Here is a 21,725-nt window from a genome sequence, read left to right as displayed (position 1 = left end):
TACCTTCTACCTTTTGCCCTCTGCCTTTCTGGGCTAGTTGGTGGTCACTGGTGCTGGCGCCACATCCCGCTGCGGATGCAGCACATTGCCCTGCTGAACGGCGGCATAGAGACGGTTCAAGGCATTGACATAGGCCTGGGTCGAGGCCACCACAATATCGGTGTTGGCGGCATGGCCTGAGAACACCCGGCCTTCGTGGCGGATGCGGATAGTCACCTCACCCATGGCGTCGATGCCTGCCGTCACCGATTGTACCGAGAACTCGATGAGCTCGTTGGGAATATTGACGACGCGGTTAATGGCCCGATACACTGCGTCCACCGGCCCTGTGCCAATGGCAGCATCCATCAGTTCCTCCCCATCGGGGGTACGTAGGGTCACGGTAGCCGTGGGACGCGCATGGTCTCCACAGGAGACCTGCACCAGCTCTAAATGGAAATGCTCGGGGGCCTGCTGTACTTCGTCGTTGACGATGGCTTCGATGTCCCAATCGGTGACGGATTTCTTCTTGTCGGCCAGTTCTTTGAAGCGCAGGAAGGCCCGATTAAGCTCTTGCTCATTCAGGTCGTGGCCCAGTTCACTCAGGCGAGTGCGGAAGGCGTTGCGGCCAGAATGCTTGCCTAGCACAATTTGATTGTCATTGAGACCAATGGACTCGGCATCCATGATCTCGTAGGTGAGCCGATTCTTTAGGACGCCGTCTTGGTGGATACCCGACTCATGGGAAAAGGCATTGGCCCCCACAATAGCCTTGTTGGGCTGCACGAACATGCCGGTGAGATTTGACACCAGACGAGAGGCTTTATAGATCTGGCGGGTGTCGATATTGGTTAGGGGGGCCTGGGATTCTGGCGAGCGGCCCAGGAAAGGATTGTAGTAGCTACGGCGCACATGCAAGGCCATGACCAATTCTTCTAGGGCGGCGTTACCGGCCCGCTCCCCGATGCCGTTGATGGTGCACTCTAGCTGCCGGGCCCCATTTTTCACCGCCTCTAGGAAGTTGGCGACGGCCAAGCCCAGGTCATTGTGACCATGGACCGAGATGATGGCCTGGTCAATGTTGGGCACATTTTCTTTGATGCCTCGGATCAGCCCGCCGAACTCTTGAGGCGCCAGATAGCCAACGGTGTCCGGGATGTTGACGGTGGTGGCCCCCGCTGCAATGGCCCGCTCTAGCACGTGATACAAGAAGTCTGGATCGGAGCGGCCCGCATCTTCTGGAGAAAATTCGACATCGTCGGTGAAACTCTTCGCGTAGGCTACCATCTCCGATGCGATCGCAAGTACTTCGCTGCGAGTCTTGCGCAGCTTATGCTGCATGTGAATATCTGAAGTGGCAATAAATGTATGAATACGCCCTTTAGCCGCAGGGGCCAAGGCCTTAGCTGCCGCTTCAATATCTTGCTTAGTAGCCCGGGCTAAGGCACAGATAACTGGTCCATCGTCAGTACCCACTGCCTGGGCAATCTTATTAACAGCCTCAAAATCTCCTGCACTGGCGAAGGGAAATCCAGCCTCGATAATATCGACCCCTAACCGAGCCAATTGTCGGGCAATGGTTAACTTTTCGTCCACATTTAAGGTCGCCCCTGGCGACTGTTCTCCGTCTCGCAGAGTGGTGTCGAAAATCAAGATACGGTCTTGGCTAGGCTGGGTACTCATCGCAACTCATGGACGGTAAACGACAACGGTAGCACTGATGAATATTTTAGTGCTAGGTGCCGCTTCTTCCCTAAACCCACCAGTAAATCTCGAGATTTACTACCCCACCTCAGAAACCAGTAGTAGAGCATCTAAAGCGGCCCTATGAGGGCACTGAGGCAGTCGATACCCTCATAGTCACCGCTGGCCGGTCACCCGTGAGCGCAAGTCCATGAGCGCAAGATAGTGGTTCAGGTCACGACTAGCCTAGGGCCGAGGCAATGAGTGGTTTAATCAATAGCGTATTTCCTTGACGGCCCACCACATAGACGCGATCGCCGGGCCATAGTAGCACCTGTGCGCCTGGACAACGGGCTTTCCAGAACACGCCTTGATATTTCACACGCCATTCCATGCCCTGGTGAAGAATGCCGTCTATGGCAGCCTCTTGAGCCAGGTGGTCAAGATCGGTTGGCATCACCTCTGCCTCGCTCTCTTGCAGCAGTTGATTCATGCCCTCAGGCATGACTGCGTCCTGGTGATGTCGATAATGATGCCAGCTTTGATATCTCATACCGTTGTCTCCTAAATTCAGATAATATGCAGATCTCACTAGTTAGTGTCTAAAGTGTTTATAGTGTGACACCACAGAAATGACCTGGCAGCTGGACAGCAGCTATCCAGCGATTTCTGTGTATTAGGAGGTTGCTCTGGGGTAATTGTGTTGGCTATGATTGGCCGCTGGTCTCTGGATTGGAGCAATGGTGCAATTGTGTTGAATCAATCCGATTACCGCGACGCTTCCTACAAGGCCAAGTCAGGCTGGGCAGCTAAACGGAGCTCCAGGCTTCCTGACTCGGGGGCATACCTTAACCAAGTTGGGCCTTAACCAAGTTGGGCGTCTAAGGCATTTAAGACACATAAGCCCTTGGCGGGATGTGGATTTAGCTACGATCTATTTGGGCTGTTCACCCTACAATCCCGACAGTATGCGCTGTTGGCCATTCTTGGCGGCGATAGAGCTCAGCTGGCCTGCCAGTGAGTCAATGTTGGTCTAGTGAGCCCTTGGTTGGTCTTATCGCACCAGTCATACCACCTAGGCCCCCAATAACTCTTTTCAAGCTATCCGACAACACCATGTAAAGTCCTCAAGAAATAGGTAGATCTTAGTTGACAGAGAAAGCATGGGCAGCGAAGATAGGCCGAGATGCTGCTAATTAAACTGACCCCTTAAACAATGAATTTGTGAGCAGGGTAACAAACGTGTGCTGACGTCTGATTATCTGAAACATAAGGCCAAGCAAAGGGATCTGACGCCCGAACAAACGGAAGTATTTCGTTTAAAATTTGGCGAGCAGAAGAGCAACCAAGAGATTGCCGATCGCCTCGGCATCTCCGTTAATGCCTGTGTTCAATGTCTAGGAGAAATCTACAGAAAGTTCGCCATCGAAGGACGAGGGCGAGGTAAAGCAAAACGCTTACTATCAGAGCTAATTCGTGATGCCGAACACCTGCAAGCGCCTGGTCCTGATGCTTCTCGCTCTGACTCTTCAGCGCCAGTAGCAACTGTTAGCCCTGGCTCCCTAGGGCTAGCATTGCCCATATCAACTGCGGAATCGACGCCATCAGAACGGCAGCAGCTACAGGCCTGGCTAGACAAACTACAAACCTGGACAGATGTGTTGGATACTGACCAAGGCTGTGATAGAGCCGATAGCATCCTGTTGGAATTTACTCGACAGTTACCCGTCTTTGCGAAGACATTAGCTATTGACAGTGAGTACAACAAAGTTCAAATTACTCAAGCGATTCTCAGACAAACGAAGACTCTCTTTCTAGAGTTCAACCCCGCCCTGAAAGAGAATCGTATCGAAGCCCTGGCCTTTCTGAGGCGCCCTACTCCCCTCACCCGCTCTGTCTTAGCGTTTGTGTCTAGAATACTCACTCAACTCTATCCCAAACGGGATATTTCAGACACCGATGTTAAGCACGCCATTCGTCGAGCCATCGAAATTGCCAACGAGAAAGCAAGTCCATCAACGTACAGCTACACCGCCGCAACTAGCCCTAGCGGTTCAAGAACCTACTCTTCTTGGATTCGTCAGATTTGCTTTCAGCTGCTTCAGCAAGATTTACAAAGGGATAGGCTCAGATTAACGTCGACTGCACCCGTATCCCTGATTCATGAGGATTGCTTGACTCATCATCTCATGGCCGTAGACACTGCTCTATTGGATCTGTACCTTGCTTCTTGCAACACCCGTGAAGCCAAAGAGGTCAACTTTAATTTCTTCGATATCGTCCTAACCCGCTGGATGATGGCGATTACTTGGGGACGGTTAGCAGAATTTTCTGAGCCCAAACCATCTGCGGCCAAGGCCGAGCGATCGGATGACTATCATGAGCTAGATCCTCGGGAGTATGAGATGGCAGCTTTATCGGCTTTACGCACGGAGTATCATAAGCTCGATGAGATGACGACTTATCAGGAACTCCGGAATACGTTTCTGAAAAAAGTGGCTCCTGTTGCTGATCGCTATCGCTCTAGGTTTTGCACTTTACCAGATCAGCCTCAGCATAATGACTATCCCACAATCAGCATTCCAGCCACCCTATGTGCTGCCGATCGTTCCATTGCAGAAGATATTACGAGCCGAGTTTGGCGTTATTGTCAGCTAGCCTCTCTCAGCCATTTAGAACAACAAGACATTGAAGAACTAAATGGCATTCTTGACCAAGCTGGGCAACAACCAACCCTTGATTTTTGGCTAAATGAAGTGGATCACTTTGTGGCACATCTGCTAGAAGCCAATGATCCTCAACCAGTTGTCATCACCCCAGATGGTGTTTTTGAGGGCTCTCAGACACAGCTTAGACTGAATCGTAAGTCAGGTTAGTAGAGTGATTACGATGGGCGCGATCAGCACTAGGGGGCAGGAAGCGCAGCCTGCCTAGACACAATGATAAAAAACAAAGGTCACAGCCATCTGTGACCCTAGAAAATAACTGCGATGGTGTTACAGCAAGCCGGTGTTAGTTCCTTGTCGCCCCGTAGCCAATTCGACCTTGACGACTTTACCCCCCATTTTTTGGATACGCTGCTGCTCACGAAACCAGCTGCCGTAGGGTACTAGCTTAGTAAAGAATGTGTTTTGTAGCTCACGCTGGGTGCGGATCCTTGTTTGGCTTGGTACACAAGCTGTAATTCGAAACATGCGCATGGTAACAGTTTCTCCTAAACCAACATACCTAATTGAATTATCAAAACGTCGCAAGAAGAGTTGTCGTTGACACTGACATGATCTGCGGCGAAGAGGCGGAAGTCAGGAATCAATGCTCAGAAGCAGAGGAGACTTCCTGCAGAGGAATTATTCTCACCACTCAACACTCATCCCAGACTTCCGCATCGCCATCCATTGACTTATCGTGTGTCTAACTCACTTGCTGAGTGTTAGCTGAGCCCAGAGGAAATGTAGTCGAAGTAAACTCCCATTTCCTTGCCAGCGTCAGCTCCCACCAAACCGGCGGTGACTTCCTTCATAGCCTGAATAGCGTTAACAGTGGCTCCGATGGGCACACCCAAGGAGTTGTAGGTCTCTTTGAGACCATTGAGAACACGCTCATCCAGGATGGACGGATCACCAGCCAACATAGCATAGGTGGCATAGCGAAGATAGTAGTCTAAGTCACGGATGCACGCGGCATAGCGGCGAGTGGTATACATGTTGCCGCCGGGGCGCGTGATGTCAGAGTAGAGCAAGGATTTAGCGACTGCTTCCTTAACAATTTCAGCAGCATTAGCGCTGATGGCGGTGGCAGCACGAACCCGAAGCTCTCCAGTGGAGAAGTAAGCCTTTAACTTCTCCATGGCAGAGGAGTCTAGGTACTTACCCTGGACATCTGAGGAGTTGATTACAGAAGTAATTGCGTCTTGCATGGTTGTGATTCCTTGAATGACCTAATTTCAGTGAGAAGGATACTCTTAAGAACAGAGCGCCTACTGCATAGCGCCAACGACATAGTCGAAGTAGGAAGCTGCTTCAGCAGCGTCATCGCCGGACAACAGAGAGGAGGCTACACCCTTCATACAACGCACGGCCTCGGCCACTGCAGGGATGGGAGTGCCCAGGGAATTGTACATTTCACGTACACCCACAAGCCCAATTTCTTCAATGGGAGTGACATCACCAGAGACAATACCGTAGGTAACTAACCGCAGGTAGTAGTCCATGTCCCGCAGGCAGGTAGCTGTCATTTCTTCTCCGTAAGCGTTACCGCCGGGAGAAACAACATCAGGGCGCTTCTGGAAAAGCTGGTTACCGGCCTCTTTGACAATGCGTTCACGAGATTCGGTCAACACTTGGGCAACCCGAAGACGACGCTCTCCAGAGGTGACAAATGACTTGATCCGATCTAGTTCACCGGGGCTAAGATACCGAGCCTCAGCATCGGCATTCACGATTGATTTCGTGACAATACTCATTGATGGATTCCTCCGAAAAATTATGACCAGATATCTATGAAACTGGCATTCACCTACTCAAACAGCAGAGCCATGGGAGCAAGTAGGGCAAGGATGGATCTTGCCCGGCCTCTTCTTCCCCTCGGGATTCAGGGAACATGGTAGCCGCTTAGCGACGTGATATTCCCTTCAATCCTTAGGCTCAGCCACCTTCCGGATTCATTTTCCGGTATGACGCTAGACTTCTTAGGGAAGCCGAAATATTTTGTAACAGTGTCCTCAGGATTATTGCAAAGGGGGCAAGGTCCCCTCCTACTGAGGAGACTCCTGCCTAGCCTAGCTACCAATATGCCTTGAGAAAGACGTTCTGCCTGAGAAGACTTAGAGTGCTCCAAGTCTGATCTCAGGCCATCGGTAACCTACCAAGATGACCTGTCTTGGCGGTAGTAACTTAACTTAATGTCTTAGATAGGGAACACAATCTTCGCCAAAGAAGCACTTATATTCCGGACTATCCAGCAAGGCTAGAGCAACTGTCTGAGCGCCTTGTTCCGCGAGAACCGCCTCATAGTGATACCGTTCTTCACCTTGGGGACGGCGACCCAAAAGATGGCGGAACAATAACTCGACGACCTTTGGACTGGGGTAGGCACTGTAGATACGCTGTTGATAAGTGTCAGATAGCACTAAGCCACGCACGACTCCCTGAACCGATAGGTGTCCCTGTCGCAGCTGCTCCTCTAGCTCTGGATGACGCACATGGTCTGGAGTAGGAGTTTCGGCAACTGCTAAAACTTGCCGATAAATTGCCTCCAAAACAACCTTAATATCTGCTTCAGTGGGGGTAGGAGGCAACCGATAAATGCGACTCGGGCTGGCTGAGGCAATGGGAGCTATGGAGGCAGGGTCTGCCTGAGCACGACCTAGCCCTGCCATAAGGGAAGCTTCTGCTTCAGCATTAGCAGATAGCTCAGCAACGGCTTCAGCTACCATCGGCGTTTGAGTCACATCCATGGGGCTCTTAACCGGTTGAAAGCTTGGCACGACTAATTCTTTCGTTTGCTTTGTAAGACGGTTATAGAGCTTTTCGGTATTGGGGAAATTTGCTGCTGGTAGAGTTGGAAAACGACGATAGGGGACAGTATCTTCCCCAAAGCACTCGGCATATTCGAGGCTACTAAGCATCGCCCCAATAAACCCACGAATCCCCTCACTGGCTAGGATCTGGTTGTACTTGCGAATCTCAGCTTGATCTAAGGGAGCCCGCCCCAAGAAATGTTTAGTTCCAAACTCAATGACTTGGGTATTGGGATAGGGAGCATAGAATTCCTTCAAGTAAAGCTTGGAGTAGCCCAGGCTTTCAATAAATTCTTTGACATTAATTTCTCCGTTACCCAATCTGCTCTCTAGAGCTGAGAATTCATCGCGCACGATGTAGGGGGCAATGTCTCGCTCGAAGATTTGGCGATACGCCGCCTGGATAACTTGTTTCAGGTTGGGTTTGTCAGCTAGCGAGGTTAGCTTAAAGACCTTTGACTGTTGACGTTGGCGATTGACCCCTTGATTTACCCGGAATGCCACATCTGGCAGGGTGCGGTCTTCGCTGACTTGACCTAGCTCGATAAAGCGGGGTGTGGTGTCATCTGGGACAGGCACCATGCCATTTTCTGCCAGACGACCTGCCCGCATACTACGCAGGGCTAGCCCCTTTGGTGTCAGATAGCGCTCGTAGGGGACGGTATCTTCCCCAAAGGCTTCAGCGTACTCTCGACTATCAATGATGGTATCGATCAGGGTGTAGAAGCCTTGCTTGGCGCAGATATCGAAATACTGATTAGCTTCTTTGCGGCCGTAAGTTGGTCGGCCCAGCAGGCGACGGTGAATATACTCGACCGCCTTCATCACATAGAGAGAAGACCAATAGGTCTTACGAAATGCCTCTGACTTGGCAATGGCCCGGATAAACTCTTTCAGAGTAATCTCGCCGTTTTCTAGCTTGATTTCTGCCACTGTAGACCGTTGGCCAGAATAAACATCACGGCCAAAGACCTGACGATAGGCAGCCCGAATAACGGCTTGGGTAGAGGATTCGGAAAAGCGAACACTAGATCCGGTATTTCCTGTACGGGGTACTTGGTCAAGCTTGAAGACCTTAGCCCCTAGGGAGCCGGGAGCAACGCCTCGTGCCGTGGGATTATTCAACTGGTTGTTCGTGGCAGGACCCCGGTGAATCAGGATTCGACGGGTATCTTTATTGAAGAAGGCCGGAGCCGCGCTGGGATTCCGGGTTTCCTTGGGGAAAATAGCCCCGAACTGGATTTCCAGAGGATCGTTACCAGAACCGTAGGGATGTTGATCGGGCAGCGGCTGTTCGTAAGCTGCAAATAGTGTGATGAATTGAGGTTTCTTGCGGAAAGGCGCGCTGTACTTGAATAGATCGAACTGGGGTCCCCAGTTTCGGCATTCTTGAGCCTCTTGGCCTAGACCGCGCAGATAAGGTACGGTCTCTTCACCAAAGTAATCAGCATACTCCTTGGAATCCACCAGGGCATCAATCAGAGCAGGCAGTCCGCCGGCAGAAATGATATCGAAGTAGCGGCGCACTTCTTCCCGAGAACCGGGCGCCCGTCCCAGGATATGGCGGAAGGCCAGTTCCAAGGCGCGGCTATTGATGTAGGGCTGATAGAAGTTCTGACGATACAGCGGCGATTTGCCCAGGCGACGAATGAACTCCTTCATGGAGATCTCGCCGTTTTTAACCTTGGACTCTAAATCCGAGATATTTAAGGAGTAAGCCCGGATGATGTCTCGCTCAAAAACTTGCCGGTAGGCAGCTTTGATCACCTCATTTTTTTCGCTGCTAGACAGCCCTGGCTTCATGGCATACTTCGGCCGCCGCTCTGCAGCGTTGTAGTAGATCTGAGGAAGCTGTAAGCCCTGAAGATCGAGAGAGGGACGCTGGCGCAGTTTATCTGAAGGCGTGGGCCCTTTAAATTCGCTCAGGAGTACACCGAAGTACTGCTGTACTACTAACTGAGCATCAGGATCCTCTTTGAAGTAGCGTAGAGAGGACTGTTGCATGGTCTGCAGGGCAACCAGGGTGGCAGAGCCGGAACATGCCGTTTCGATGATTTCTCGTAGCCCCCGCACGTTGACTGAGATGATGTTGGGGTCACCGGCTACGATAGCATAGGTGACGTAGCGTAAAAACCAGCTCAAGTCCCGCAGGGACTTTTGCATGTTGCTGGGGCCATAGCGAGATACGTTGATGGGACGGAATCCGGCTGGTACTGGCCCACTGCCGCTAGCACTAAACAGGGACCGAACGCCTTCCAGGAAGCCACCACCACTTTCAACGTAGGTGGCGGTACCGAGCTTGGTTGCTTCCTGCTCATTTAGCGCCGTACCACCCCGGGTCATCTCAGGGGGGGTGTCAGTCTCGGGCTTTTCCAGGTAAGCCAGAGGAGAGCCCCCGGTAAAAATGCGATTGGCCGCTTGGGAGACGATTAGCTCCGAATACTGGGTTAAGGTCTCAGCGATCTCAAGGCGCTTAGCCCCTGAGCGGAAGAAACTCGACAGTTCATCGAGTTCTCCTCGTTGAATGTAGCGATCCTGCTGTTCGGCTTGAGAAATGGTTGCGACTGGCAGGGTTTGATAGAGCTGTGGCCGTGCAACCGTGCTTCCACCACTTGCTTTAACACTCATGCGTTCTCGAAGGCTCCCTATTCAGCTAGTGACTCATCAGACTCGTCGCTCTGACATCCGCCTCGGCAGATGAATACTGGCAATATGCCGCTGACAGAGGTCCAGCTGGCTTATGACCAGAGCAGTCGTCCTGTGACGGAGTATAAATTATTGGAACAGATTTTCAGATAGATATCAGAGTAAACCGTTTAAGGGATGCAACACGACTTTATTAAAAACTGTGTAGCATTCGGACTTGCTTACTCCTCAGCCATCATAAGGGGATAAGGGGAAAGGGGGACCAGTCTGAGAGTAAAGATAATTTTTGTAACGTTCAGGGCGGGGCCAGGGGGCCTTCCGTATTAATGCTTAATTAGTTCTCAGAATTATTAGTCCTCAGCAAGGCTCGGCGAAAGCTTATGGGGTTGGCAACTTAGGGGTTATGAGAAGAGTGGTGGGGTTATGAGAAGAGTGGTGGTGGGAAGAGACGAGATTGTTGATGTCTGTTACGGGGTTTGATGTGGCTATGGATAAGGTCTCTACGGTGAGCGAGGCGGTTGCCCAGCTATATAATACGTATCCGTTTCCGCCAGAGCCGTTTTTAGATCGGCCCCCGCCAGGATATAACTGGCGCTGGCATTGGCAGGCGGCTTACAGTTTCTGCTCAGGCCATAAGCCTAACCGCGATCATGTGCGGGTGCTTGATGCTGGCTGTGGTACGGGAGTGGGAACGGAATATCTGGTCCATCTCAATCCTAAGGCTGAGGTGCTGGGGATTGATTTGAGTGATCGTGCGATCGCAACCGCCCGAGAACGGTGTCGGCGTTCCGCCGCCGCTCGGGTCGACTTTCAGGCCCTGAGCCTCTACGCTGCCGACCAGCTACCGGGGCAATTCGATTGGATCAACTGCGTTGGCGTCTTGCACCATCTTCCCGATCCCATTCGAGGGATTCAGTCCCTGGCAGCCAAGCTAGCCCCTGGCGGTATTTTTCATATCTTTGTATATGCAGCCCTAGGGCGCTGGGAAATCAACCTAATGCAGCAGGCGATTGCCCTACTGCAAGGCCCCAAACGGGGCGATTATCGTGATGGTGTCACCCTCGGTCGCCAACTCTTCGCCAGCCTACCCGACACCAATCGCCTCAAGCGTCGCGAGCAAGAGCGATGGTCTCTAGAGAACCAGCGGGACGAATGCTTCGCCGACATGTACCTCCATCCCCAAGAGGTGGACTACACCATTGATACCCTGTTTGAGTTGATCGACGCCTCCGGGCTACAGTTCGTTGGCTTCTCTAACCCAGCCTATTGGAACCTCGAGCGCTTACTAGGAAACCAGCCTGACCTACTAGCCCGCGTCGCCCCCTTAAATGAACGACAGCGCTACCGCTTAATTGAATTATTGGATCCTGAGATCACCCACTACGAATTTTTCCTCGCTAAGCCCCCCCTAGGCCACAGCAACTGGAATGACGACGACACGCTGTTGCAGGCTAAGCCAGAACGCCATCCTTGCATGGAAGGATGGCCCAGCCGCAGTATCTTCGACTGTGACTACCGCATCGTCGATCTCAGTGAGGCAGAGTATGACTTCCTTCAGGCCTGCGAAGCTGCATCAGGACAAGAAACGGTCGAGTATCTTCTCCGCAGTCACCCTCTGCCTCTGGAAACCGTGCGATCGCTGCAACGACGTCAGTTAATTCTGTTATCCACCTCTGGGCAATCCTGAGGATAGTTTTAATGCCTCTAGAGGCATTACATTTATTCAAGTCCAACGCAAGTCTGGGCCAAGATAGGGATGAGCGCCAAACGCCTTACAGACTGAACCCTCTACAGAAATCTGTGCCAAATCCCCAGCAAAAGCATCATTAAGTATTATTGCCGTGATATGATCTCCTGTGGCTTACGGCACAACACCCTGCAGAGAAGGACTGGATTTCGGTGACGCTATCGCGACCTCCGATAGATGAAGGTGAAGACGAAGAGTTAATCGCTGACAGCAGTCGATCGCAATCTCAATCCATTGCCTCGGATCAGGCGATGGATGACTACTATCGGCTCCAGCAAAATCTGCTGCTCTCTACCCTTGCCTTAACAGGAATCATCTTCTTCTTTGTATGGTTTTTCTACAGCCTGTCCACTGCCCTAAACTATTTGCTTGGAGCGTGCACGGGTGTGATTTACTTGAGGATGTTGTCCAAGAGCGTTGCCGAGCTAGGCCGCTCTCGGAAAAAACTCGGTAGTAGTCGACTCGCTCTATTTGTGGGGCTTATTTTAGTGGCTACTCAGTGGGAGCAATTAGCCGTAATGCCAGTATTTCTAGGTTTTCTAACCTACAAAGCAGCCTTAATCGGCTACATTCTGTGGACAGCAGTGTTAAATGAGTGATTAAGACTTAGTTAGTCAGTCTAGCACTGTTTTCCCTGTAGATTCCTACGGAAATCTTAAATCAAGTGGAGATGGTTAGCGATTTTTCCCTACTGATGCCACTGCCTCTAGCTGAGCTAGAAGTTGGTCAGCACCTCTATTGGCAGATTGGCAATTTAAAGCTTCATGGACAGGTGTTCCTGACCTCCTGGTTCGTGATTGCCGCCCTTGTGATCTTTTCACTGCTGGCGACACGCAGAGTGGAGCGGATTCCATCGGGGCTGCAGAACTTTATGGAGTATGCTCTGGAGTTCATCCGGGACCTGGCCAAAAATCAGATTGGTGAGAAGGAGTATCGACCCTGGGTTCCATTTGTCGGTACCCTGTTTCTTTTCATCTTTGTCTCCAACTGGTCTGGGGCATTGGTGCCCTGGAAGCTAATTGAATTGCCAGCAAGTGAGTTGGCTGCGCCCACGAACGACATTAATACCACTGTGGCGTTGGCCCTGTTGACATCCTTGGCCTATTTCTATGCCGGATTCAGCAAGCGTGGCCTTGGGTATTTCGCCCGCTATATTGAGCCAACTCCAATTCTGCTCCCGATCAATATTTTAGAAGATTTCACCAAGCCCCTTTCTCTGAGCTTCCGTCTATTTGGCAATATCTTGGCGGATGAGCTAGTAGTCGCTGTTTTGGTGCTGTTAGTACCGCTGTTTGTGCCCTTGCCAGTGATGGCTTTGGGCTTATTCACGAGTGCGATTCAGGCTCTAATTTTTGCCACCTTAGCAGCGGCCTATATCGGAGAGGCAATGGAAGGGCATGGTGGAGAAGAGCATGGGTGATTCCCACTGGATCGCTCAGTTGGTTGGCTATTGATTGATAAATCTCCTCAGTCAACCTCCGGTCAGACGGACCGGCAGAAAGCAGCGAGAACGGTCTCTCGCCCTATCCCGTCAAAATTTAGATGTTGTTGATTGTCTACTTGAGGTAATGATATGGATCCCATTGTTGCAAGCACGTCTGTCCTAGCCGCAGCCTTTGCCGTTGGTTTAGCGTCTATTGGTCCTGGTATCGGTCAGGGAAATGCCGCAGGACAAGCCGTAGAAGGCATTGCCCGTCAACCTGAAGCCGAAGGTAAGATTCGTGGCACCCTACTGCTCAGTTTGGCTTTCATGGAAGCGCTAACCATCTATGGTCTGGTGGTTTCCTTGGTGCTGCTATTTGCCAACCCCTTCAGCTAACCAGCAACAGTTTCAGAGGGAGTTTCTCGAGCCTCCCTCTGAATTTGATTTAACAGAATGCTGATCGTGAGCACCTCAGGGGTGCCTTGAGGGTTGTAGGACCATGATGAACTGGATGTATATATTGGCTGTTGAAGCAGCGGCAGAGGAGAGCGGTGGTCTCTTTGACTTTGACGCTACCCTGCCGCTCATGGCTGTGCAATTTTTAATCCTGGCAGCCGTCCTGAATGTGATTTTCTATCGTCCGCTCGGCAACGCCATCGATGAGCGGAATGGATACATCCGCACCAATCAGGCGGATGCCCAGGAGCGTTTAGCGAAAGCGGAACAGCTGGCTCAGCAGTATGAGCAAGACTTGGCCACGACTCGACGTCAGGCCCAGAGCATCATTGCCCAGGCCCAGGAAGCTGCGCAGAAAATGGCGGCCCAGAGTCGAGCTGACGCTCAGCAAGAAGCGCAGGCTGAACGGGAGCAAGTTCAGCAAGAGCTTGATGAGCAGAAGCAGGCAGCTTTGCAGAGCCTAGAGCAACAAGTAGGTGATCTGAGTCGCCAAATTCTGGACAAGGTTTTAAGGTCAGCTGCGGCTTAAGGGTGACTCCCAGCCAGGACGTTACTAGAAATTTTGATCAGCAGTGTTGGCAGGCTGCACCGTTGAAGACATAAGGGTTATGGCTATCGTTTCGTTGCTAGCAACAGAAGAGGGGGGATTGGGTCTCAATTTCGACATCCTAGAGACCAATCTCATCAACTTAGCTATCGTCATCGGCATTTTGGTTTACTTCGGTAGAAAGTTCTTGGGGAATACCCTGAGTCAGCGTCGTGCCTCTATTGAAGAAGCCATCACGGAAGCTGAACAGCGTAAGCAAAAGGCATCTGCTGCCTTAGCTGAACAGCAGCAGAGACTTGCCCAGGCCAAAGCGGAGGCAAGACAAATTCTGGCTAAGGCGGAAGAGTCAGCCGCTAAAGCGCGGGAAACTATTTTGGCTGAAGCTCAAGAAGATATTGAGCGGATGAAGGCTAATGCAGCCCGCGACTTGACCTCTCAACAGGAACGCGTACTACAAGAACTGCGCCAACGAGTGGTTGCTCTAGCTATGGAGCAGGTGGAAGCTGAATTGCCTCATCGACTAGATGCTGATTATCAGCGTCGTTTGATTGATCGCAGCATTGCCCTGTTGACGGGAGGTCGTTCATGAGCACAAGCAATGTTACTGCTGAGATTGTCGGTCCTTATGCTGAAGCGCTATTGGCCATTGCCCAGGATAATGATTTGGCCGAGCGCTTTGGAGAAGATGCTGATGCCTTACTGTCTTTGCTGACGACATCCGATGAGTTAACCCAGTTTTTGAACAATCCCCTTGTCTCTAGTGCCGCTAAGAAAGGGGCTCTAAAGGAGCTAGTTAGAGAGACAGTGCATCCGTTAATGCTCAACTTTCTCATGCTCTTGGTAGATCGTGGTCGCATTCTGTTGCTGACAGATATCCTGAGGCAGTATCAAGCCCTATTACGGGAACTAAAGCAGACTGTCTTGGCCGAAGTAACGGCAGCCGTTGACCTATCAGAGGCGCAACAGGCAGCCCTCCGCCAACAGGTAATTGAAATGACGGGGGCTCACCAAGCAGAGTTGACCATTGAGATTAACCCAGATTTACTGGGGGGCGTCATTATCAAGGTCGGCTCCCAGGTAGTTGATGCCAGTTTACGGGGGCAGTTACGCCGTATTGGTATGCAGCTCAGCTCGGCTACAGTATAGCTGGTCAGTTCCTTTGTCTTGACGTTTATTGAAGTTTTAGAGTAACGCCCATGGTTAGCATCAGACCTGACGAAATTAGCAGCATTATTCGCCAGCAAATTGAGCAGTACGACCAAGAGGTCAAGGTTTCCAATGTAGGGACAGTGCTGCAGGTTGGTGATGGTATCGCCCGCATCTATGGCCTAGACAAATGCATGGCCAGTGAGTTGCTGGAGTTTGAGGACGGCACAGTTGGGATTGCCCTCAACCTAGAAGAGGATAATGTGGGGGCTGTATTGATGGGAGCTGGCCGGGGGATTCAAGAAGGAAGCCCTGTGACGGCTACCGGTAAAATTGCCTCTGTGCCTGTGGGAGAGGCGCTGCTTGGCCGCACAGTAGATGCCCTGGCTCGTCCCATTGATGGGAAGGGAGATATCCAAACCAGTGAAACTCGACTGATTGAATCGCCAGCTCCTGGCATTATTGCCCGTAAATCGGTCTATGAACCTCTACAGACGGGCATTACTGCCATTGATGCGATGATTCCCATTGGTCGGGGGCAGCGAGAGCTGATCATCGGCGACCGGCAGACTGGGAAGACCGCCATCGCCATTGACACCATCCTGAATCAGAAGACTGAAGATGTCATCTGTGTATATGTGGCCATTGGTCAAAAGGCATCTTCTGTCGCTCAAGTGGTCAGCGTTCTGGAAGAACGCGGTGCCATGGATTACACCGTCGTCGTCTCGGCTAATGCCAATGATCCGGCTCCGCTGCAGTATTTGGCTCCTTACACGGGGGCGGCCCTAGCCGAGCACTTCATGTACCAGGGTAAGCACACACTGGTGATCTATGATGACCTGTCTAAGCAGGCTCAAGCCTATCGCCAGATGTCCCTACTGCTGCGCCGTCCACCGGGTCGAGAAGCCTATCCTGGCGATGTGTTTTATCTCCATTCTCGATTGTTAGAGCGGGCTGCCAAGCTGAGTCCTGAGATGGGTGAAGGTAGTATGACGGCCCTACCCATTATTGAAACCCAGGCTGGGGACGTCTCAGCCTACATTCCCACCAACGTGATTTCCATCACCGATGGCCAGATCTTCCTGTCGTCTGATTTGTTCAACTCAGGCTTGCGGCCTGCTATTAACGCTGGTATTTCGGTATCCCGAGTGGGGTCGTCGGCCCAGATCAAGGCCATGAAGAAGGTGGCGGGTAAGGTGAAGCTGGAGCTAGCTCAGTTTGATGAGCTGCAGGCTTTCTCCCAGTTTGCCTCTGATTTAGACCCTGCTACCCAACGCCAGCTGGCTCGAGGCCAGCGCCTGCGGGAATTACTGAAGCAGCCTCAATATTCTCCGCTGCCGGTGGACGAGCAGATTGCGATTATCTATGCGGGCATTAATGGCTACATGGATGACATCCCAGTGGACAAGGTCGCGACCTTTGCGCAGGAGATGCGGGAGTATATTCGCAATAACAAGACCAAGTATGCCGAGTTAGTGCGCAGCGAGAGGAAGTTGACCGACGAGATTGAGACCCTCCTCAAGGAAGGCATCCAAGAAGCTAAGCAAGCCTTTATGGCAGCTGCTTAGTCACGCTCTACTTGGCCGAAATCAGAATCTCATCTGGCTTCGGTAAACCCCTAGCGGATATGAGGAGATGTCATGCCTAACTTAAAAGCGATTCGCGATCGCATCAATTCGGTCAAAAATACCCGTAAAATTACCGAGGCTATGCGGTTAGTGGCCGCCGCTAAAGTACGTCGAGCCCAGGAGCAAGTGATTGCCACTCGCCCCTTTGCCGACCGGCTAGCCCAAGTACTCTATGGCCTGCAGACCCGGCTCAAATTTGAAGACGTCGATTTACCCCTACTGCAGCAACGACCTGTCGACAACGTTGCACTGTTAGTAATTTCAGGTGATCGAGGATTATGCGGTGGTTACAACACCAACGTGATTCGTCGGGCTGAGAACCGAGCCAAAGAGCTCACGGCTGAGAACATCGGCTATAACTATGTGCTGGTAGGGCGAAAATCAGTGCAATACTTCAAGCGCCGGGAGCAACCCATTGATGCCACCTTCACCGGCTTAGAGCAGGTCCCTACTGCCGATGAGGCTTCTCAAATTGCCGATGAGCTGCTGTCACTATTCTTGTCTGAGACGGTTGACCGGGTGGAACTGGTTTACACCAAGTTCGTCTCCCTAGTGAGCTCTCGCCCCGTTGTACAGACCCTGCTTCCCCTCGATCCACAGGGATTAGAGTCCTCAGATGATGAGATCTTCCGTCTGACTACTCGGGCGGGAGAATTTCAGGTAGAGCGGCAGAAGATGGAGTCTTCGGCGCCCCAAAGCTTACCCCAGGACATGATCTTCGAGCAGGATCCGGTGCAGATTTTGGATGCCCTGTTGCCTCTATACCTGAATAATCAGATTCTGCGAGCGTTACAAGAGTCAGCAGCTAGTGAGTTGGCGGCGCGGATGACGGCCATGAATAATGCCAGCGAAAATGCTAAGGAGTTGGTGAAAACCCTAAACCTGACCTACAACAAAGCTCGTCAGGCAGCCATCACCCAAGAAATTCTAGAAGTGGTGGGTGGTGCCGAAGCCCTAGGCTAATGCTGACTAGGTTTAGGTCTGGCTTCGCAAAAGCTCTCGTTATCGCTCAGGTCTGATTTCATAGATGAGGTGGCTATCGGCTGCCTCATTTTTTTGCCGATGGCATCCTCCCCCTAGGTCACACCATCGCAGTAGTCGACACTGATTCTCTGGCCTGTCAGCATGCCCGCGAAAAAATTGGCCTGATGGCTTTTGAGGGCAGCGCTGTCAGCACAACAGTGCTACTGGAGGCTGGGATTCGCCGAGCCGATATCGTCATCGGAGCTTTGCGGGACGATGCTTTGAACTTGGCCCTGGTAACCTTGTCAAAACACTACGGTGTTGCCCAAATCGTGGTGCGCATGAGTGATCGCGATTTTACTGATCCCTATCGACTGGCCGGAGCTACCCACATCATCAGCACCACTGATTTAGCCATTACCCGAGTTGTCAATGCCATCGAGTATCCCCAAGTGGATGCCATGATGCATTTTGAGCAGGGCCAAGTCGAAGTACTCAAGCTTTCTATTCCTTCTAAATGTTCTTTCTAAATGTTCTATGTTGGGGCGCAGTTTAGCGGATCTTGCCCGTGACCCTCGGTTCCCCCAAGGCACTCTGATCATTGGTTATCAGGCTCATCCCCATGAAGACCTGATTATTCCCAATGGCAGCACGATTTTAGAGCAGGGATCTACCATTTTGGCGGTAACCAAGCCCCACTTGGTGCGACAGTTGATTGACTTCTTCACCTGGCAATACCCTACTGCATAGTCGTAGGATCAGACTGATTACATTTTCGATCGTATTTATCTTGATGCCAGCGAACTCCTACTCTTACTAGGCTGAAGAGGATTAAAACTGCACTGAGGAGATAAACAAAATAATAGAACCGTGCACCTTGGAAATAGGGAAGTTTATTTCTGAGTATTTCAAGGCGGATTAGAATTAATCTAACTGAATATAAAAAGATAATGGCCGGCAAGAGTAGCGTTAATCCGCCAGCCATTTGATCGACGATGCTTTGTTTTGGATCAATGAGCAACGGCGCAATTAGGGTAACATCCATCTGATTCGAAAAAGACTTTATCTGGCGATGAACTGCCCGACGTAAGCGCATTAAGGCTTGCAGCTGGGCCGCCACACTAACAAATCCAAAAGCAATAGCCGCCGGGAAGAAAATAACGACCTCAGCTGTTGAGACGGGGATCTTGCCCCAATTTGTGGTCACTTCTGAAAATCGTTCCTCCAGCTGAGATTGTTCGAGTTCAGTGCATTGATACTGATTGACTCGACAATCTTCTCTATTGCCGATGAGGGTCATGTATGGAAAGAAGATTAAGCAAAAGAATATAGTTGTCCCGACTAAGCATAAGGTTAGGGACAGCCGGAAGCGCTTGAGCTTTTCCTCATACAACGTTAGCAGCCTATCCAAGTAGTCGTTCGTATTAGCATGATCCATATGAGCTTCTCTAGTAATTGCTAATTACTGAGATTCGTTGACTCAGCTACAGCGTTTTTGAGGCTAGTGAGGTACACGGATGACCATGACTCCCTTGAGAGGGTATCTGGAAAGTACCCTGCAACCTTGCTCCAGACTGGCCTCCGGCCAATAGAATCATACGCTCTAAAACGCCTAACTTACAGGCCTTTCAGCCGAGTTTCCAATGTCCTCTGATGTCGGGAGGTAGGCTGTACCTCCCCCAGCCAGGAAATGCTGGATATTATGAGCTCAAAGATACTCTCTCACCTTGATAGGGATATAGCCGATGGATGTCGATGCCCCAGGGGGTGATTTTGCAGCGCGGCGGCGAGGAGCTGCTGCTGGAGAAGGTGGTGGATCGCTTTACCACCCGCTTGCAAGATGCTAGTCAGCTGCAGCGTTTGCAGAGTCAGTGGCGGCCCCAGTCGATGCGGCCTGTGGCTCGGGGACAGCTGCTGGAGTGGGTGGTGCCGGCCCATCGGCTGGAATCGACTCTGGCTGCGGCCCGCCAGGATGAGGCGGTGCGCTATGCCAGCCATGTGTATCGCCTGGTGCAGAGTCGCCAGACCTATGTCTATCTGACCGAAGAGCTCACCCTGCAGGTGAAGGAGACAACGCTGGAGGCCGAGGTGGATGCGATCGCAGCTTCCCTGGGCCTGACCCTGGTCAAACCCCTGGAAGGCATTCCCCGCGCCTATGTCTTTGCCCTAGATCAGCGGGCCAGCGAGAACCCGATCAAGCTGGCCAATCGCCTCAGCCAGCGCCCGGAGGTATTACTGGCCGAACCCAATGTGGTGGTACAGAGCGCCCTGCTCTACCGGCCCAGCGACGATCGCTACAGCCAGCAGTGGCACCTGAACCACAGCGGCGGCGACGAGTTGGCCAGCCACAGCCACATCGACGTGGAAGCCGCCTGGGAAATCACCCGCGGCAGCCGTTCCATCGTCATTGCCGTCACCGACGATGGTTTCGACCTGGACCATCCTGACCTGCAGGGCCTAGGCAAGATCGTGGCCCCCACCGACCTGCGGGACCAGGATGCCCTGCCCCTACCCCTGGAGAGCCACGACAACCACGGCACCGCCGTGGCTGGGTTGGCCATTGCCGAAGAGAATGGCCAAGGGGTGGTGGGGGTGGCCCCTGGCTGTAGCGTTATGCCCATTCGCACCACCGGTTACCTGGACGACGAGTCCATCGAGCGCCTGTTCGCAGCGGCCATGGACCAGGGGGCCGCCGTCATCGTCTGTAGCTGGTCGCCGGCCTCGGTGTATTTTCCCCTGTCCCTGCGACAGCGCCACGCCCTCACCAAAGCCGCCACTCACGGCCGCCACGGCAAGGGCTGCGTCATTGTCTTCTCGGCCGGTAATGCCAACCGCCCCGTCAGCGGCACGGTGACGGAAAAAGGCTGGCCTAACCAGGCCTTAAAGGGAGACACCACCTGGCTGAATGGCTTTGCCGTACACCCTGACGTGATCACGGTAAGCGCCTGCACCAGCCTGGGCCAAAAGGCCGCCTACAGCAATTGGGGCGACGCGGTGGCCGTGGCCGCTCCCAGCAATAACGCCGCTCCTAGTATGGCTTTGCCGAAGCTGGGCACCGTGGCCACGGGCCCAACCATCTCCCAGTGGCAGCCGGGTCGGGGTATGGTCACCTGCGATCGCACCGGCTCGGCCGGCTATGGCGCCGAGAGCTACACCAAGCGTTTCGGCGGTACCTCCAGCTCTTGCCCCGTAGTGGCCGGGGTAGTGGGACTGATGCTATCGGCTAACCCCAACCTCACGGCTCAGCAGGTGCGGCAGATCCTGCAAAGCACCGCCGATAAGATTATCGACCAGCGCCAGGACCTGCAATTAGGGCTAAGCCACGGCACCTACAGTAAAAACGGCCACTCCCACTGGTTTGGCCACGGCAAGGTCAACGCCCAGCGCGCCGTCCAAGCCGCCCGCCAGATGGCAATCATGGACCGCCGTAGTTATCGCACCCTCTGGCTAGAGCAAAGCATCGCCAGCCCCATCCCTGACGCCGACCCCAACGGTGTGGTCAGCACCCTGCGCTGCCAGGAGAGTGGCAGGCTAGAGGCCATCGAAGTGCGAGTCGACATTGACCACGACTTTCTCGGTGACCTCAGCCTCACCCTGAGTAGTCCCAGCGGTCACTCGGTACTGCTGCAGGGACGTACCCTAGGCAGCAAGACCCAACTCCAGGCCACCTACACTCATACCACCACTCCACTGCTGATGACACTTCTAGGAGACTCCGCCCAGGGACTATGGCAACTGCGCATCGTCGACCACGCCCCCCACCGCCACCGGCAAATTACATCGCTGGGACCTAGGTTTGGGGTTGAGTTGAGGCCTTGCCAGGGGAGAACGGAGGACGGAGGACGGAGAACGGAGGACGGAGGACGGAGAGGCGAGTGGATGAGTGAATGGGTGGATGGGGGGGTTGGGGTGTATAGCCTAGCGGCATTCAAGAAAGGCGAAGCCTACCCGCAGGGCTTAGAGCCGGAGTGACGGGTGACGAGTGACGA

At 52.6% G+C, this 21,725-nt stretch carries 18 protein-coding genes and 1 pseudogene; 12 read left to right on the top strand and 7 right to left on the bottom strand.

The genetic code is table 11. From position 1 onward, the window contains the following. Positions 1-33: 33 nt before the first annotated feature. Both XM38_RS15855 and XM38_RS15850 read right to left on the bottom strand, forming a co-directional pair. Positions 34-1,662: a 2-isopropylmalate synthase gene (locus tag XM38_RS15855; protein ID WP_088430345.1), complete on the bottom strand. Its 1,629-nt coding sequence runs from the start codon at positions 1,660-1,662 to the stop codon at positions 34-36. Positions 1,663-1,903: 241 nt separating this feature from the next. After that, positions 1,904-2,215: an NfeD family protein gene (locus XM38_RS15850; RefSeq protein WP_080813480.1), complete on the bottom strand. Its 312-nt coding sequence runs from the start codon at positions 2,213-2,215 to the stop codon at positions 1,904-1,906. Between the two features lie 691 nt (positions 2,216-2,906). Here XM38_RS15850 and XM38_RS15845 point away from each other — a divergent pair. Next, a complete protein-coding gene (locus XM38_RS15845) occupies positions 2,907-4,538 on the top strand; it encodes a sigma factor-like helix-turn-helix DNA-binding protein (protein WP_088430343.1) in 1,632 nt (543 codons plus the stop codon). A gap of 120 nt (positions 4,539-4,658) precedes the next feature. Here the strand turns inward: XM38_RS15845 and XM38_RS15840 are convergent, their stop codons facing one another. From XM38_RS15840 to XM38_RS15825, 4 genes are all read right to left on the bottom strand, one after another. After that, positions 4,659-4,862 (bottom strand): phycobilisome linker polypeptide, encoded by a 204-nt coding sequence (locus XM38_RS15840; protein ID WP_080813476.1) that lies wholly within the window; start codon positions 4,860-4,862, stop codon positions 4,659-4,661. Between the two features lie 230 nt (positions 4,863-5,092). Further along, positions 5,093-5,578, bottom strand: coding sequence for an allophycocyanin subunit beta (gene apcB, locus XM38_RS15835; RefSeq protein ID WP_080813475.1), 486 nt, complete (start codon positions 5,576-5,578; stop codon positions 5,093-5,095). 60 nt (positions 5,579-5,638) lie between these two features. After that, positions 5,639-6,124, bottom strand: coding sequence for an allophycocyanin subunit alpha (apcA, locus tag XM38_RS15830; RefSeq protein ID WP_080813473.1), 486 nt, complete (start codon positions 6,122-6,124; stop codon positions 5,639-5,641). A 435-nt stretch (positions 6,125-6,559) separates the two neighbouring features. After that, positions 6,560-9,808 carry a phycobilisome rod-core linker polypeptide gene (locus XM38_RS15825; RefSeq protein ID WP_080813471.1) on the bottom strand — a complete coding sequence of 1,083 codons (3,249 nt, stop codon included), beginning with the start codon at positions 9,806-9,808 and terminating at the stop codon, positions 6,560-6,562. Positions 9,809-10,313: 505 nt separating this feature from the next. Between XM38_RS15825 and XM38_RS15820 the strand changes: the two genes are divergently transcribed. From XM38_RS15820 to XM38_RS27810, 10 genes and pseudogenes are all read left to right on the top strand, one after another. Further along, a complete protein-coding gene (locus XM38_RS15820) occupies positions 10,314-11,513 on the top strand; it encodes a class I SAM-dependent methyltransferase (protein ID WP_080813513.1) in 1,200 nt (399 codons plus the stop codon). Positions 11,514-11,725: 212 nt separating this feature from the next. Then, positions 11,726-12,172, top strand: coding sequence for an ATP synthase subunit I (locus XM38_RS15815; protein ID WP_449271852.1), 447 nt, complete (start codon positions 11,726-11,728; stop codon positions 12,170-12,172). A 71-nt stretch (positions 12,173-12,243) separates the two neighbouring features. Then, the gene (atpB, locus tag XM38_RS15810) at positions 12,244-12,993 is read left to right on the top strand and encodes a F0F1 ATP synthase subunit A (RefSeq protein WP_080813469.1); all 750 of its coding nucleotides are present in this window, start codon (positions 12,244-12,246) and stop codon (positions 12,991-12,993) included. 153 nt (positions 12,994-13,146) lie between these two features. Further along, the gene (gene atpE, locus XM38_RS15805) at positions 13,147-13,392 is read left to right on the top strand and encodes an ATP synthase F0 subunit C (RefSeq protein ID WP_080813467.1); all 246 of its coding nucleotides are present in this window, start codon (positions 13,147-13,149) and stop codon (positions 13,390-13,392) included. 106 nt (positions 13,393-13,498) lie between these two features. After that, entirely contained in the window at positions 13,499-13,981 is a 483-nt protein-coding gene (locus XM38_RS15800) for a F0F1 ATP synthase subunit B' (protein WP_202979047.1), read from the top strand. Between the two features lie 79 nt (positions 13,982-14,060). Next, on the top strand, positions 14,061-14,588 hold the full coding sequence (locus tag XM38_RS15795) for a F0F1 ATP synthase subunit B (RefSeq protein WP_080813464.1): 528 nt from the start codon (positions 14,061-14,063) through the stop codon (positions 14,586-14,588). Next, positions 14,585-15,145 carry an ATP synthase F1 subunit delta gene (atpH, locus tag XM38_RS15790; RefSeq protein ID WP_080813462.1) on the top strand — a complete coding sequence of 187 codons (561 nt, stop codon included), beginning with the start codon at positions 14,585-14,587 and terminating at the stop codon, positions 15,143-15,145. Before XM38_RS15795 ends, atpH begins: the two co-directional genes overlap by 4 nt. A gap of 50 nt (positions 15,146-15,195) precedes the next feature. Next, positions 15,196-16,713, top strand: a complete 1,518-nt coding sequence (gene atpA, locus XM38_RS15785; RefSeq protein ID WP_080813460.1) for a F0F1 ATP synthase subunit alpha — start codon at positions 15,196-15,198, stop codon at positions 16,711-16,713. A 72-nt stretch (positions 16,714-16,785) separates the two neighbouring features. Beyond that, on the top strand, positions 16,786-17,736 hold the full coding sequence (locus XM38_RS15780) for a F0F1 ATP synthase subunit gamma (protein ID WP_080813459.1): 951 nt from the start codon (positions 16,786-16,788) through the stop codon (positions 17,734-17,736). An 80-nt stretch (positions 17,737-17,816) separates the two neighbouring features. After that, positions 17,817-18,486 (top strand): annotated as a pseudogene (locus XM38_RS27810) (potassium channel family protein). On the opposite strand, the gene XM38_RS15770 reads toward XM38_RS27810, so the two are convergent. Next, entirely contained in the window at positions 18,476-19,036 is a 561-nt protein-coding gene (locus XM38_RS15770; protein WP_202978903.1) for a hypothetical protein, read from the bottom strand. The pseudogene XM38_RS27810 and the gene XM38_RS15770 sit on opposite strands and share 11 nt — an antisense overlap. Before the next feature lie 449 nt (positions 19,037-19,485). On the opposite strand from XM38_RS15770, the gene XM38_RS28245 reads away from it, so the two are divergent. After that, on the top strand, positions 19,486-21,708 hold the full coding sequence (locus tag XM38_RS28245; protein WP_306441524.1) for a S8 family serine peptidase: 2,223 nt from the start codon (positions 19,486-19,488) through the stop codon (positions 21,706-21,708). Positions 21,709-21,725: the final 17 nt, after the last annotated feature.

It is taken from the genome of Halomicronema hongdechloris C2206, from assembly GCF_002075285.3.
In the GTDB taxonomy this organism is placed as follows: domain Bacteria; phylum Cyanobacteriota; class Cyanobacteriia; order Phormidesmidales; family Phormidesmidaceae; genus Halomicronema_B; species Halomicronema_B hongdechloris.
The sequence above is the reverse complement of the archived record's forward strand: the minus strand, read 5'-3'. Positions and strand labels throughout refer to the sequence as shown.